This window comes from Pantoea sp. R13S299 (assembly GCF_048515925.1).
GTDB lineage: Bacteria > Pseudomonadota > Gammaproteobacteria > Enterobacterales > Enterobacteriaceae > Pantoea.
Genome location: NZ_JBLYEF010000004.1, coordinates 48,016 through 62,924 on the forward strand (window position 1 = coordinate 48,016; position 14,909 = coordinate 62,924).

The 14,909-nt window shown below is 55.9% G+C and carries 13 protein-coding genes; 12 read left to right on the top strand and 1 reads right to left on the bottom strand.

Annotation, left to right across the window (positions count from 1 at the left end; translation table 11 throughout):
• Positions 1 to 46 precede the first annotated feature (46 nt).
• The 12 genes from mutL to ACN1CO_RS17340 all read left to right on the top strand — a co-directional run bounded on the left by mutL (position 47) and on the right by ACN1CO_RS17340 (position 14,596).
• Positions 47 to 1,912 carry a DNA mismatch repair endonuclease MutL gene (gene mutL, locus ACN1CO_RS17285; protein ID WP_419140035.1) on the top strand — a complete coding sequence of 622 codons (1,866 nt, stop codon included), beginning with the start codon at positions 47 to 49 and terminating at the stop codon, positions 1,910 to 1,912.
• Complete coding sequence (gene miaA, locus ACN1CO_RS17290; protein ID WP_179898661.1) at positions 1,905 to 2,855, top strand: tRNA (adenosine(37)-N6)-dimethylallyltransferase MiaA; 951 nt, start codon at positions 1,905 to 1,907, stop codon at positions 2,853 to 2,855. The genes mutL and miaA overlap by 8 nt, the downstream gene beginning before the upstream one ends.
• A gap of 103 nt (positions 2,856 to 2,958) precedes the next feature.
• The gene (hfq, locus tag ACN1CO_RS17295) at positions 2,959 to 3,282 is read left to right on the top strand and encodes an RNA chaperone Hfq (RefSeq protein WP_419140036.1); all 324 of its coding nucleotides are present in this window, start codon (positions 2,959 to 2,961) and stop codon (positions 3,280 to 3,282) included.
• Positions 3,283 to 3,354: 72 nt separating this feature from the next.
• Positions 3,355 to 4,635 (top strand): ribosome rescue GTPase HflX, encoded by a 1,281-nt coding sequence (hflX, locus tag ACN1CO_RS17300; RefSeq protein ID WP_090966223.1) that lies wholly within the window; start codon positions 3,355 to 3,357, stop codon positions 4,633 to 4,635.
• A gap of 170 nt (positions 4,636 to 4,805) precedes the next feature.
• Positions 4,806 to 6,044, top strand: coding sequence for an FtsH protease activity modulator HflK (hflK, locus tag ACN1CO_RS17305; protein WP_419140037.1), 1,239 nt, complete (start codon positions 4,806 to 4,808; stop codon positions 6,042 to 6,044).
• A gap of 3 nt (positions 6,045 to 6,047) precedes the next feature.
• Positions 6,048 to 7,052: a protease modulator HflC gene (gene hflC, locus ACN1CO_RS17310; protein WP_003855319.1), complete on the top strand. Its 1,005-nt coding sequence runs from the start codon at positions 6,048 to 6,050 to the stop codon at positions 7,050 to 7,052.
• A gap of 56 nt (positions 7,053 to 7,108) precedes the next feature.
• Positions 7,109 to 7,309 carry a DUF2065 domain-containing protein gene (locus tag ACN1CO_RS17315; protein ID WP_010256126.1) on the top strand — a complete coding sequence of 67 codons (201 nt, stop codon included), beginning with the start codon at positions 7,109 to 7,111 and terminating at the stop codon, positions 7,307 to 7,309.
• A gap of 165 nt (positions 7,310 to 7,474) precedes the next feature.
• Complete coding sequence (locus tag ACN1CO_RS17320) at positions 7,475 to 8,773, top strand: adenylosuccinate synthase (RefSeq protein WP_136197349.1); 1,299 nt, start codon at positions 7,475 to 7,477, stop codon at positions 8,771 to 8,773.
• Positions 8,774 to 8,991: 218 nt separating this feature from the next.
• Complete coding sequence (nsrR, locus tag ACN1CO_RS17325; RefSeq protein ID WP_419140038.1) at positions 8,992 to 9,435, top strand: nitric oxide-sensing transcriptional repressor NsrR; 444 nt, start codon at positions 8,992 to 8,994, stop codon at positions 9,433 to 9,435.
• A 16-nt stretch (positions 9,436 to 9,451) separates the two neighbouring features.
• Entirely contained in the window at positions 9,452 to 11,944 is a 2,493-nt protein-coding gene (rnr, locus tag ACN1CO_RS17330; protein WP_419140039.1) for a ribonuclease R, read from the top strand.
• 68 nt (positions 11,945 to 12,012) lie between these two features.
• Positions 12,013 to 12,747 carry a 23S rRNA (guanosine(2251)-2'-O)-methyltransferase RlmB gene (rlmB, locus tag ACN1CO_RS17335; protein ID WP_419140040.1) on the top strand — a complete coding sequence of 245 codons (735 nt, stop codon included), beginning with the start codon at positions 12,013 to 12,015 and terminating at the stop codon, positions 12,745 to 12,747.
• Between the two features lie 220 nt (positions 12,748 to 12,967).
• Complete coding sequence (locus ACN1CO_RS17340; RefSeq protein ID WP_419140041.1) at positions 12,968 to 14,596, top strand: isovaleryl-CoA dehydrogenase; 1,629 nt, start codon at positions 12,968 to 12,970, stop codon at positions 14,594 to 14,596.
• On the opposite strand, the gene bsmA is transcribed toward ACN1CO_RS17340, so the two are convergent.
• Positions 14,570 to 14,896 (bottom strand): biofilm peroxide resistance protein BsmA, encoded by a 327-nt coding sequence (gene bsmA / locus ACN1CO_RS17345; protein ID WP_419140042.1) that lies wholly within the window; start codon positions 14,894 to 14,896, stop codon positions 14,570 to 14,572. The genes ACN1CO_RS17340 and bsmA overlap by 27 nt on opposite strands.
• Positions 14,897 to 14,909: the final 13 nt, after the last annotated feature.

Here is a 14,909-nt window from a genome sequence, read left to right on the forward strand (position 1 = left end):
TTGTTTGCCCGGCCGCTGTGCCGGGCTGCCAGCTAAAAGGAAAACCATGCCGATTCAAATTTTACCGCCCCAGCTGGCAAACCAGATTGCGGCGGGTGAAGTGGTTGAGCGTCCTGCATCGGTTGTCAAAGAGCTGGTGGAAAACAGCCTGGATGCGGGTGCGACGCGCATTGACGTGGATATTGAAAAGGGCGGCGCAAAGCTCATCCGCATCCGTGACAATGGCTGCGGCATCGTGAAAAGCGAGCTGTCGATGGCGCTGGCCCGACACGCCACCAGTAAAATTGCCTCACTCGATGACCTGGAAGCGATCATGAGCCTGGGTTTTCGCGGTGAAGCGCTGGCCAGTATCAGCTCTGTCTCCCGCCTGACCTTAACCTCTCGTACCGACGATCAAACCGAAGCCTGGCAGGCCTATGCAGAAGGGCGTGATATGACGGTGACGGTGAAACCGGCGGCGCACCCCTGTGGTACCACGCTGGAAGTGCTGGATCTCTTTTACAACACGCCGGCACGCCGCAAATTTATGCGCACTGAGAAAACCGAGTTCGGTCATATCGACGAAGTGATCCGTCGTATTGCACTGGCGCGTTTTGACGTTGCGATTTCGCTGAGCCACAACGGCAAGATGATGCGCCAGTATCGGGCCGTCAGCGAGGAGAGCCAGCGCGAACGGCGACTGGCGGCGATCTGCGGCACCACCTTTATGCAGCATGCGCTGCGAATTGACTGGCAGCATGACGACCTCTCGCTGCGCGGCTGGGTCGCCGATCCCACCGGTTCGCGCCAGGTCACCGATCTGCAATATTGCTACGTCAATGGCCGGATGATGCGCGACAAGCTGATCAACCACGCTATCCGCCAGGCGTTTCAGACCCAGCTTCAGGATGACCAGCAGCCTGCTTACGTGCTCTATCTGGAGATCGATCCGCATCAGGTGGATGTCAACGTTCACCCGGCCAAGCATGAAGTGCGGTTTCATCAGTCGCGTCTGGTACATGATTTTATTTACCAGGGCGTGGTCAGCGCTCTTCAGGCGATGGCGGCACCCACCTTGCCTGCGCTGCAGACCGAAGAACCCGCGCCGCGCTGGCAGCCTGAAAACCGTCAGGCGGCCGGGGGAAACCATTTTGCCCAGCCTGCGGCGTCCGGCGGTGAGCGAAAACCCTCAGCGCCCGCGCGTGAAGCGCAGCCTGCAGCGGCACCCGCCTGGCAGAACAAAGAGAATGTTTATCGTCAGCGTGAAGGCGCAGTTTATCAGCAGCTGCTGAAAACACCCGTCAGCGCCACACCGCCTTTAAAAGCCCGCGAGCCAGCGCCACCTCCGGTTGAGAGGCCTTCGCCGCTGGCGGCCCATGCCCAGAGTTTTGGCCGGGTACTGACGGTGTTGCACAACCATTATGCGCTGCTGGAGCAGGAGCAGAAGTTAATGCTGATGGCGCTCCCGGTTGCGGCGCGCTGGCTGAAACAGGCGCAGCTTGAACCGGGTGAAGAGGGGCTTAAACCGCAGCCACTGCTCATTCCGGTACGGCTGAAAATCGCCCTGGATGAACGCCAGTCGGCGAAAGAAAATAGCAGCCTGCTCAATCAGATGGGCATCGATCTTCAGATAGACGGCGACCACGTGACCCTGCGCGCGGTGCCTTTACCGTTACGAACACAAAATTTACAAATCTTGATTCCTGAGCTGTTAGGCTATCTCGCCCGGCAGCAGGAGAACTCTGCGACGCAACTGGCCCAATGGCTGGCGCGGCGTCAGGAAACAGTGTCCTCCGACTGGAATCACTCACAGGCGATCAACCTGCTGGCAGAGCTTGAACGGCTTTGCCCACAGCTACTGAAATCGCCGCCTTCAGGCTTATTACAGCCCATAGAGATTGAGAGCGCGGTTAACGCGTTGAAGCATGAGTGAACTAAACCAGGCTGGCCGGCCAAAGGCTATTTTTTTGATGGGACCCACGGCGTCTGGCAAGACTGCTTTAGCAATTGAGTTGCGTAAGCAGTTACCAGTGGAACTAATCAGTGTTGATTCTGCCTTAATCTATCGTCAGATGGATATTGGCACGGCGAAACCGTCGGCTGAGGAGTTAGCAGTGGCGCCCCATCGTCTGCTCGACATCCGCGATCCCGCAGAAGCCTATTCGGCAGCGGAGTTCCGGCGGGATGCTTTAGCAGAAATGGCGGAGATCGTTGAAGCCGGACGAATACCGTTGCTTGTTGGTGGAACCATGCTCTACTTCAAGGCGTTACTTGAAGGATTGTCGCCGTTGCCCTCGGCCGATCCCGACGTTCGTCAGCAGATAGAGCAAACGGCGCGTGAAAAAGGCTGGGATGCTTTACACCGCCAGCTGTGTGAAATCGACCCGGTTGCCGGCAGTCGTATTCATCCGAATGATCCGCAGAGACTTTCGCGAGCACTGGAAGTTTTTTTTATTTCGGGTAAAACTTTAACGGAACTGACAAAAACATCCGGTGAAGCGTTACCCTACGACGTGCAACAGTTTGCCATCGCCCCCGCGAGCCGTGAATTGCTGCATCAGCGCATCGCGTTGCGTTTTGAGCAGATGTTGGCGTCAGGATTTGAAGCGGAGTCTCGGGCCCTTTTTGCACGAGGTGATTTGCATACGGACATGCCTTCCATTCGTTGTGTTGGCTATCGTCAGATGTGGTCTTATTTATCGGGCGAAATTGATTACAGCGAGATGGTTTATCGTGGAATTTGCGCGACCCGGCAGCTTGCTAAGCGACAGATGACCTGGTTACGCGGTTGGGAAAATGTTCACTGGCTTGACAGTGACGAGCCCCGGCTGGCGCGTGATACAGTGTTACAGGTTCTTAGTGCGAAGCATGGGTGATTGTGTACAATTGATGGGTTATCGTGCGCAAATTTTTACGCAGTTTTTTTCGAACCATAGGTTCTACTAGCAACAAACAACAAGCATATAAGGAAAAGATAGAATGGCTAAGGGGCAATCATTACAAGACCCGTTTTTGAACGCACTGCGTCGTGAACGTGTTCCGGTTTCGATTTATCTGGTTAACGGTATTAAGCTGCAGGGTCAGATTGAGTCATTTGATCAGTTCGTCATTTTGTTGAAAAACACGGTAAGTCAGATGGTTTATAAGCACGCCATTTCTACCGTAGTTCCTTCGCGCCCGGTTTCTCACCATAGCAATAATACCGGTGGCGGCAGCAACGGCGGCAGCAACAATTACCATCATGGCGGCAGCAACACGACTGCGCAGCCACAGCCACAACAAGACGGTGATAACGCAGAATAACGCGTCACCGTACAGCCAGGAACGGAGAACAGAGGTTTTCCGTCCTGGTCTTTTATTTAGCGAGGTTATAGCTTGTTTGACCGTTATGAAGCCGGTGAGCAGGCCGTACTGGTACACATCTGGTTCTCCCAAGACAAAGAAGTAGAAGATTTGCAGGAGTTCGAAACCCTGGTCTCTTCTGCTGGCGTTGAGGCGCTGCAAGTGGTTACTGGCAGCCGTAAAGCGCCACATCCCAAGTATTTTGTCGGTGAAGGAAAGGCCGTTGAAATTGCCGATGCGGTAAAAACAACTGGAGCATCGGTCGTATTATTCGATCATGCCCTTACACCCGCTCAGGAAAGAAACCTCGAGCGCCTGTGCGAATGCCGGGTCATTGATCGCACCGGTTTAATCCTGGATATCTTTGCCCAACGCGCACGTACCCACGAAGGTAAATTGCAGGTTGAGCTGGCACAGCTACGCCATCTTGCGACACGTCTGGTACGCGGCTGGACTCACCTTGAACGCCAGAAAGGCGGGATCGGTTTACGTGGTCCGGGCGAAACACAGTTAGAAACAGACCGCCGCCTGTTGCGCGGACGTATCAGCCAGATTTTGTCTCGTCTTGAGCGGGTTGAGAAACAGCGTGAGCAGGGACGTCAGTCTCGTGCCAAAGCGGACGTACCAACGGTTTCGCTGGTGGGTTATACCAACGCCGGTAAATCGACCCTCTTTAACGCCATGACCTCTGCCAACGTCTTTGCCGCAGACCAGCTGTTTGCGACACTCGATCCCACACTGCGCCGTCTGAATGTTGCCGATGTCGGAGATGTGGTGCTGGCGGATACGGTCGGCTTTATTCGCCATCTTCCTCACGATCTGGTTGCCGCTTTTAAAGCCACGCTGCAGGAGACACGTCAGGCGACGCTGTTAATGCACGTGATCGATGGCGCTGACCTTCGCGTCACAGAAAATATCGCCGCCGTTGATGCCGTACTGGAAGAGATTGAAGCGGACGAAATCCCGACGCTGTTGGTGATGAATAAAATCGATATGCTCGACGGATTCGAACCGCGTATCGATCGTAACGAAGAGAATCTGCCGATTCGCGTCTGGCTTTCCGCCCAGACCGGCGTTGGCGTTCCGTTGTTATGGCAGGCGCTTTCAGAGCGTCTGGCAGGTGAAATCGCCCAGCACGCGTTACGTCTGCCACCGGAAGCGGGGCGTCTTCGCAGCCGTTTCTATCAGTTGCAGGCGATTGAGAAAGAGTGGAATGAAGAAGACGGCAGTGTAGGATTGCAGATACGTATGCCCATCATTGAGTGGATGCGTTTATGTAAGCAGGAACCGTCGCTGACCAGTTATATTGTTTGATATTTCCCAATCCAACTTACCCAAAAGATTTCAGGTTGTAGCAAGGCGGCAATTAAACGAATCCCCGGGAGCTTACTCCTGTAAGTGACCGGGATGAGTGAAAGCAGCCAACGCAGCAACAGCCTGAAAGATGACGGGTAAATCGTAATTACAATAAATGGAGTAGAGACATGGCGTGGAATCAGCCCGGAAATAACGGACAGGACCGCGACCCGTGGGGAAGCAGCAATAATCAAGGCGGCAACTCTGGGGGGAATAAGGGAGGACGGGAATCCGGGCCTCCTGATCTGGATGATATCTTCCGTAAGCTGAGCAAGAAGCTTGGTGGACTGGGCGGTGGCAAACAGAGCGACAACGGTCAGCGCGGCTCCGGCAGCGGTGGCAAAATTGTTGGCATCGTGGCTGTTGCTGCTGTAGTCATCTGGGCTGCAAGCGGTTTCTACACCATCAAGGAAGCGGAACGTGGCGTGGTGACGCGCTTCGGTAAGTTCAGTCACCTGGTCGAACCGGGTCTGAACTGGAAGCCGACGTTCATTGATCAGGTGCGTGCGGTTAACGTTGAATCGGTGCGTGAACTGGCGGCTTCTGGCGTCATGCTGACCTCGGATGAGAACGTCGTACGCGTCGAAATGAACGTGCAGTACCGTGTGACCGATCCTGAACGTTATCTCTACGCTGTGACCAGCGCGGATGACAGCCTGCGTCAGGCGACTGACAGTGCGCTGCGTGGCGTCATTGGTCGTTCTACCATGGACCGCATTCTGACCGAAGGCCGTACCGTGGTGCGTAGCGAAACCCAGCGTGAAATCGACGAGACAATTCGTCCTTACAACATGGGCGTCGCAGTAGTGGACGTCAACTTCCAGGCTGCCCGTCCGCCGGAAGAAGTGAAGTCTGCGTTTGATGACGCGATTGCTGCACGTGAAAACCGTGAGCAGTACGTCCGTGAAGCAGAAGCTTACGCCAACGAAGTTCAGCCTCGTGCTAACGGTCGGGCGCAACGTATTCTGGAAGAGGCGCGCGCGTATAAAGAGCGTACCGTTCTGGAAGCGCAGGGTGAAGTGGCGCGTTTTGCCAAGATTCTGCCGGAATATAAAGCCGCTCCGGAAATCACCAAAGAGCGTCTTTATATCGAGACCATGGAACGCGTGCTGAGCCATACCCGCAAAGTCCTGGTTAACGATCGGGGTAACAACCTGATGGTGCTACCGCTGGATCAACTGATGCGTGGCACGCAGGCTGCACCGGGCCAGAGCGGCCAGAAGGGCAGTAGCAGTTCTTCGCTGCCGGCTATCTCCGATCGCAGCGCCAGCCGCACTGACACGTCGTCATACAGTCCGGACAACATCATGGATCAGCGTCGGGCAAATGCTCAGCGCAGCGACAGCCAGCGCGAAGGGAGAGAGTAATCGATGCGTAAGCCAATAGTATTTTTGATCATTGTCGTACTGGTGGCGCTCTATGCGTCGCTGTTTGTGGTGCAGGAAGGGGAGCGAGGTATTGTTCTGCGCTTCGGTAAAGTCCTGCGCGATGGCGAAAACAAACCGCAGGTATTTGCGCCGGGTCTGCATTTCAAGATCCCATTCCTGGAAACGGTTAAAACGCTGGATGCACGCATTCAGACCATGGACAACCAGGCCGATCGCTTCGTCACCAAAGAGAAGAAAGATCTGATCGTGGACTCCTACATCAAGTGGCGTATCAGCGACTTCAGTCGTTATTACCTGGCCACGGGTGGCGGTGATGTCTCTCAGGCGGAAGTGCTGCTGAAACGTAAGTTCAGTGACCGCTTACGTTCTGAAATGGGCCGTCTGGATGTGAAAGATATCGTAACGGACTCACGGGGTCGCCTGACGACGGATGTACGTGACGCGCTGAACACCGGTTCTGCAGGCAGCGATGATGAAATCGCAACACCAGCGGCGGATGACGCGATTGCCAGCGCAGCGGCCCGTGTAGAGCGTGAAACCAACAGCAGCGAGCCAGCACCGAATCCGAACAGTATGGCGGCATTAGGTATTCAGGTGATGGATGTGCGCATCAAGCAGATCAACCTGCCGACCGAAGTGTCAGACGCGATCTTCAATCGTATGCGTGCTGAGCGTGAAGCAGTAGCACGCAGCCAGCGTTCGCAGGGTCAGGAAGAGGCAGAAAAACTGCGTGCTCAGGCCGATTACCAGGTAACACGTACTCTGGCTGAAGCCCAGCGTGAAGCGCTGATTACACGCGGTGACGGTGATGCGGAAACGGCGCGGTTGTTTGCCGATGCATTCAGCAAAGATCCGGACTTCTACGCCTTTATTCGTAGCCTGCGTGCTTATGAAAACAGCTTCAGTGAAAATCAGGATGTGATGGTGTTAAGCCCGGATAGCGACTTCTTCCGATATATGAAGGCGCCCTCTAACGCGACCCGTTAAGAACTGATATAACCTGTGGGCCGACAATGTTGTCGGCCTTTTTTTTGGGTAGCAGAATGAAAACGAGCATCTGGATGGCACTGGCGCTGGTATTAGTGCTGGAAGGGTTGGGACCGATGTTTATGCCGCGCGCCTGGCGACGCATGATCCTGACGATGACCCGCTTACCCGATCGCCTGCTGCACCGCTTTGGTGGAGGGTTGGTGGTGGCTGGCATGGTGATTTACTGCATGCTTAGCCTGCATGGCAACCTGTAAATCGGGTTTCAGACCGGCTAAATTGTGCCTCTTCGCGCCATTATCCCCAACATGTTGTAGTGATCAAAACTCAGGCAAAAAAGCGCGCAATCGTATGCTAAAAGTGCTGAAAACCATGGGATCAGATGGTAGAATCCTTTTTTAAGCAATCGGTGATTTTGAGAAATGGGTAAGAACGTCGTCGTACTGGGCACCCAATGGGGTGACGAAGGTAAAGGTAAGATTGTAGACCTTCTGACTGAGCGCGCGAATTATGTTGTGCGTTATCAAGGCGGCCACAATGCGGGCCACACGCTTGTCATCAACGGTGAAAAAACCGTCCTCCACCTGATCCCTTCTGGCATTCTGCGCGATAACGTCACCAGCATCATTGGTAACGGCGTAGTGCTCTCTCCTGAAGCCTTAATGAAAGAGATGAAAGGCCTGGAAGCGCGCGGGATTCCGGTACGTGAACGTCTGCTGATTTCTGAAGCCTGTCCGCTGATCCTGCAATATCATGTTGCGATGGATATGGCGCGTGAACGTGCCCGTGGTGCCAAAGCGATTGGTACGACCGGACGTGGCATCGGTCCTGCTTATGAAGATAAAGTCGCTCGTCGTGCACTGCGCGTCAGCGACCTGTTTAACAAAGAAACTTTTGCCGCCAAGCTGAAAGAAGTCGTCGATTTCTACAACTTCCAGCTGGTGGAGTACTACAAAGAGCCGGCCGTCGACTTCGATAAAGTGCTTAACGATGTGATGGAAGTCGCTGACATCCTCACTGGCATGGTCGTTGACGTCTCTGAACTGCTGGACGTCGCGCGTAAGCGTGGCGATCTGATTATGTTTGAAGGCGCGCAGGGTACGCTACTGGATATCGATCACGGTACCTATCCGTACGTGACCTCATCCAACACGACTGCAGGTGGCGTCGCAACCGGTTCAGGTATTGGCCCGCGTTATGTCGACTACGTGCTGGGTATTGTGAAAGCTTACTCAACCCGCGTTGGCGCAGGCCCGTTCCCGACTGAACTGTTCGACGAAACCGGCGAATTCCTCTGTGCGCAGGGTAATGAGTTTGGCGCGACCACCGGTCGTCGTCGTCGTACCGGCTGGCTGGATGCGGTAGCGGTTCGCCGCGCAGTTCAGATCAACTCCCTGTCAGGTTTCTGCATGACCAAGCTGGACGTGCTGGATGGCCTGAAAGAGGTGAAAATCTGTGTTGCTTACCGTATGCCTGATGGCCGCGAAGTCACCACTACGCCACTGGCCGCAGAAAACTGGGAAGGCATTGAGCCAATCTACGAAACTCTGCCAGGCTGGAGCGAGACAACGTTTGGCGTGAAGACGCTGGAAGGTTTGCCTCAGGCAGCACGTGACTACATCAAGCGTGTGGAAGAGGTAACAGGTGTGCCGATTGATATCATCTCAACCGGTCCCGATCGTAGTGAAACGATGATTCTGCGCGACCCGTTCGACGCATAATCATTGAGGCCGGACACTGTCCGGCCCTTGTTTTTCCACTCTCTGATGCCACTTAACCTCCCTTCGCTTGTCAAACCTCGTGCTGGCTTAAAAAATCGCACGGCGGATCAGACTCTGGTTTATCATCGTAGTTAATCGAATGGCGATCCGATTTAATCCTGACATCAATCGTAAGGCGAATAACGTCATGCCGCGCCTGAAGGTTCACTGAGGTTACTGTGCAGCTCACGAGTTTTACTGATTATGGCTTACGGGCCCTGATTTATCTGGCATCGTTGCCAGAAGGTCAGCAGACCAATATTACGGCAGTGACGAACACGTATGGTTTGTCCCGTAATCATATGGTCAAAATCATCAATCAGCTGAGCCGGGCGGGCTATGTTGCCGCCACGCGGGGTAAAAACGGAGGCATCCGTCTGGGTATGCCAGCGCGCCAGATTGTCATTGGCGACGTGGTGCGTAAGATGGAACCCCTGCAATTAGTGGATTGCGCCTCCTGCTCCATCACGCCAGCCTGTCGTCTGAAGCAGGCGTTACATGATGCCGTGCAGCGATTTTTGCAGGAACTGGATAGCTATACGTTGGCAGACCTGGTCGAAGGAAATACACCACTTTATGAGATCATCTTGTCCAGGTCGCCAGTGGAAATAAATATTAAATGACATCGGAGGAACCGCTATGTCAAAAGATCCTTTTCAGGATAGAGAAGCTGAAAAATACGAAAACCCTATTCCGAGCCGCGAATTTATTCTGGCTCTGTTAGAAAAACGTGAAAAACCTGCCAGCCGTGAAGAGCTGGCTGAAGAGATGAATCTGCAGGAAGAAGAGCACCTTGAGGCGCTGCGTCGCCGCCTTCGCGCCATGGAGCGTGATGGTCAGCTGGTGTTCACCCGCCGTCAGTGTTATGCCCTGCCAGAACGTCTTGATCTCCTGCGCGGTAAAGTTATTGGCCACCGTGATGGCTACGGCTTCCTGCGGGCAGAAGGGCAGAAAGATGACCTTTACCTCTCCGCAGAACAGATGAAATTCTGTATGCACGGTGACGTGATCCTGGCGCAGCCGCTGGGTGCCGATCGCAAAGGCCGCCGCGAAGCGCGCGTGGTCCGCGTGCAGGAACCGCGTAACAATCAGATCGTTGGCCGTTACTTTACCGATGCCGGTGCCGGCTTCGTGGTACCGGACGACAGTCGCCTGAGTTTTGATATCCTCATCCCGCCTGAAGAGACGATGAACGCCCGTATGGGTTCCGTGGTGGTGGTTGAGCTGGTCCAGCGTCCGAACCGTCGCACTAAAGCGATCGGTAAAATCGCCGAGATTCTGGGCGATGATATGGGCACCAGCCTGGCCGTGGATATGGCGCTGCGTACGCATGAAATCCCACACACCTGGCCGCCGGAAGTGGAAGCTCAGGTCAGTAAGCTGAAAGAAGAAGTTCCGGAAGAGGCCAAAAAAGGCCGCGTCGATCTGCGCAAACTGCCGCTGGTCACTATTGATGGTGAAGATGCCCGTGACTTCGATGATGCTGTCTACTGTGAGAAGAAGCGCGGTGGCGGATGGCGTCTGTGGGTAGCTATCGCCGACGTGAGCTATTACGTTCGTCCCGGCACGCCACTGGATGATGAAGCGCATCAGCGCGGCACCTCAGTCTACTTCCCGTCGCAGGTTGTACCGATGCTGCCGGAAGTGCTGTCTAATGGTTTATGTTCGCTTAACCCGCAGGTTGATCGTCTCTGTATGGTCTGCGAGATGACCATTTCGACCAAGGGTAAACTGACCGGCTTCAAGCACTATGAAGCGGTGATGAACTCCCATGCGCGTCTGACCTACAACAAAGTCTGGAACATCCTGCAGGGCGACAAAGAGCTGCGTCAGCAGTATGCGCCGCTGGTCAAAGACCTTGAAGAGCTGAATAACCTCTATCATGCGCTGGAAGCTGCACGTGAAGAGCGTGGCGGCATCTCATTTGAAACGGAAGAGGCGAAGTTCATCTTCAACGCCGAGCGCCGTATCGAACGTGTTGAGCGTGTGTCACGTAATGACGCTCACAAACTGATTGAAGAGTGCATGATCCTGGCGAACATCGCTTCGGCACGCTTCGTTGAGAAAAATCAGGAACCGGCACTGTTCCGCGATCACGATCGTCCGACTGACGAAAGCATTAAGAGCTTCCGTACCGTGCTCAATGAGCTGGGACTGACTCTGCCTGGCGGCAATAAACCGCAGCCAATCGACTACGCGGCGCTGCTGAAGCAGGTTGCCGATCGTCCTGATGCGGAAATGCTGCAAACCATGCTGCTGCGCTCGATGAAGCAGGCCGTTTACGATCCGGAAAACCGCGGTCACTTTGGTCTGGCACTGTCGTCCTATGCGCACTTTACCTCGCCAATCCGTCGTTACCCGGATCTGACGCTGCACCGCGCTATCAAGTATCTGCTGGCAAAAGAGCAGGATGAAGGTAAAGGCCTGGTACAACGCGCCATCAAATATCTGATGCCGAGAGAGCGCAGCGTCGCCAAAGATATGACGACAGCCACCGGCGGCTATCACTACGAGATGCCGGAAATGCTGCAGCTGGGTCTGCACTGCTCCCTGACTGAACGTCGCGCCGATGAAGCAACCCGTGATGTCGCGGACTGGCTTAAGTGTGACTTCATGCAGGATCAGGTCGGCAACGTCTTCAACGGCGTCATCTCCAGCGTCACCGGATTTGGTTTCTTTGTCCGCTTAAGCGATCTGTTTATTGATGGTCTGGTCCACGTTTCAACGCTCGACAACGATTACTACCGTTTTGACCCGGTAGGTCAGCGTCTGATCGGTGAATCGGGCGGCCGCACCTATCGTCTGGGTGACATGGTTGAAGTGCGTGTTGAAGCGGTCCATATGGACGAGCGTAAAATCGACTTTGCCCTGATCTCCAGCCAGCGTCAGGTGCGTGGTGAAGGTAAAACGGCGCGTGACCGTGCGAAGCGTGACGACAAGGCGCCAACCAAACGCCGTCGTGATGCGAGCAAGAAGTCTAACTTCGAGCCGGATTCTGCGTTCCGCGGTGACAAGGGCAAGCCCGCCGCTGCGAAAACCGAGGATAAAAGTAAAAACGTCTCGGAAAAAACCCGTAAAATCGCCGCCGCCACCCGGGCGAAGCGCGCCAGAAAAAAGGCGCAGCCTGACTGATGCGCGCACCCGCCCTTTCTCAGGAGAAAGGGCGGTCATTCATTCTTTTCCAAACACTGAGCAGATCGATGAGCGAAATTATTTTTGGTATCCATGCCGTGCAGGCGCTGCTGGAGCGTGACCCACAACGTTTTCAGGAAGTCTTTATCCTCAAAGGCCGCGACGATCGTCGCCTGCAACCCCTGGTCGCCGCGCTGGAAGCTCAGGGTGTCGTGATTCAGCTGGCCGAGCGCAAGTGGCTCGACAGCCAGGTTGAAGGTGGTGTGCATCAGGGTATCGTGGCGCGGGTGAAACCGGGTCGTCAGTATCAGGAAGGCGACCTGCCGGATCTGCTGCAGAGCCTGGAGAAACCGTTCCTGCTGGTGCTGGATGGTGTTACTGATCCACACAACCTGGGTGCCTGCCTGCGCAGCGCCGATGCAGCCGGTGTGCACGCGATTATCGTGCCGAAAGATCGCTCTGCTCCTCTGAATGCCACCGCCAAAAAAGTGGCCAGCGGCGCGGCAGAAAATGTGCCGTTGATCCGCGTCACCAACCTGGCGCGTACTCTGCGTCTGCTGCAGGAGTACAACATCTGGGTGGTCGGCACCGCAGGTGAGGCTGACCATACTGTCTTCCAGAGCAAAATGACCGGCCCGATGGCGCTGGTGATGGGCGCGGAAGGGGAAGGCATGCGTCGTCTGACCCGTGAGCATTGCGATGAGCTGATCAGCATTCCGATGGCGGGCAGCGTCTCTTCGCTGAATGTCTCGGTCGCGACCGGCATCTGCCTGTTTGAAGCGGTGCGTCAGCGCAACGCCTGATCCCCGATGTGATCCTCGCCACAAATTAGTTCCTGTACCAGGCATAACTGCGCGTCATTTGTATATACCCAAAGGATTTCGGGTTGCATTGAGGCGGCAAGAGAACGAATCCCGATGAGCTTACATGAGTAAGTGATTCGGGTGAGTGAACGCAGCCAACAAAAATGCAGCTTGAAAGACGACGGGTATACTTACTGAGTGACATCCGCGAGGAGTGGTTATGACCTGGACAACACACACCGTTTTTAATCAGCCCCATCCTCTGAGCAACAGCAACCTGTTCCTGTCTGATACGCCGCTCTGCGAGGCTCTGTCACGCGAAGGCGCCGGATGGGACAGGGAATGGCTGGCGTCGGTTGGCCTACAGCTGGGCAGCGCCGAGTCGCTGGAGCTGGGCCGGCTCGCCAATGCTGAACCGCCTGAACTGCTGCGCTACGATGCTCGTGGCGAACGCATGGATGAGGTCCGTTTTCACCCCGCCTGGCATCTGCTTATGCAGGGCGTCTGCGCCAGTCGCCTGCACAACCTCAGCTGGCAACCTACCGTTCGTGAACAGGCCAGCGTGGCGCGCGCTGCTCGCTTTATTCTGCATGCGCAGGTTGAAGCGGGCACCCTCTGCCCGGTGACCATGACGCACGCGGCCATTCCCCTGCTGCAGACTTATCTGCCTGCCGCCTTTGAGGGCTGGCTCGATCCGCTGCTCAGCGATCGCTACGACAGCCATGCTCAGCCCGGCGACCAGAAACGCGGTCTGCTGATTGGGATGGGCATGACGGAAAAGCAGGGCGGCAGCGATCTGCTCACCAGTACCACCCATGCCAAACCGCTGGGCGCGCGCGGCGCGGGTGAGGCCTACCGGCTGACCGGTCACAAATGGTTCTTCTCTGTGCCACAGAGCGATGCGCATCTGGTGCTGGCCCAGACGCCCGCCGGATTAAGCTGCTTCTTCCTGCCGCGTCTGTTGCCCGACGGGTCACGCAACGCCATCCAGCTGGAGCGGCTCAAAGATAAGCTGGGCAATCGCTCCAATGCCAGCTGTGAAGTGGAGTTTCGCGACGCGACTGGCTGGCTGCTGGGGGAGGAGGGTGAAGGCGTGCGGCTGATCCTCAGGATGGGCGGCATGACGCGCTTTGACTGCGCGCTCGGCAGTCATGGCCAGATGCGGCGCGCTTTCTCGGTGGCCATCTGGCATGCATATCAGCGCCAGGTGCTGGGAAAAAATCTGGTGGATCAACCGCTGATGCGTCAGGTTCTGGCCCAGCAGGCGTTGCAGCTGGAGGGGCAAACCGCGCTGCTGATGCGGCTGGCACGCGCCTGGTCACAACCGGCAAAACCGCATGAAGTCACCTTTGCCCGCCTGTTAACGCCAGCGGTAAAATATGAGATCTGCAAAGCGGGAGCGCCTTTCGTGGCGGAATCAATGGAAGTGCTGGGGGGCATCGGCTACTGCGAAGCGAGTGAGCTGCCGCGCCTCTATCGGGACATCCCAGTCAACAGCATCTGGGAAGGATCGGGCAACGTGATGTGTCTTGATGTCCTGCGCGTGCTCGCCCGTCAGGCAGAGGTCACGGAGATGCTGAGTCAGGAGTTTGAGGCGGTGAAAGGGAGTAATCGTCATTTCGATACGCGCTGGCGTCAGCTGCGTCTGAGGCTTAGCCACGTTCCTGAAGAGCAGGCGCGCGAGGTGACCCACACGCTGCTGCAGCTGGCGACGGGCGCTCAGCTACTGAAATATGCCGAACCCCCGCTGGCGGATGCATGGTGCCAGCAGTGGCTCGACCAGCGCGGCTCACGCCCGCTGGACGCCGCCATCACCGATCGTTTACTGGACCGCGCCTGTGGCAGATGATGCACCGTACAGAATCGCACTGGCGTACCAGAAGCCCGGCATGACCGTCTCGCTCAGCATCACAATCTGATAGTAAGCAGCCCCGGCCTGATTGGCCTGGGCGGCAACCGCCCGCTGGGCGTCATCCGGTGAGCCGTGCACGTTAACAGTAATATTACCCAGCTTCGGCAAACCGCCACTCTGCGCCCGTGAAATCTCCTGCGCCTGTCGGGTTGGCGCAGGCGGGGCTTTTGGCGTGGTCTCAAACGCGGAACAGCCTGCCAGCAGCAGGCTGAGCACCAGTAAATAAGCGGAACGCATAGCAAAACCCCTA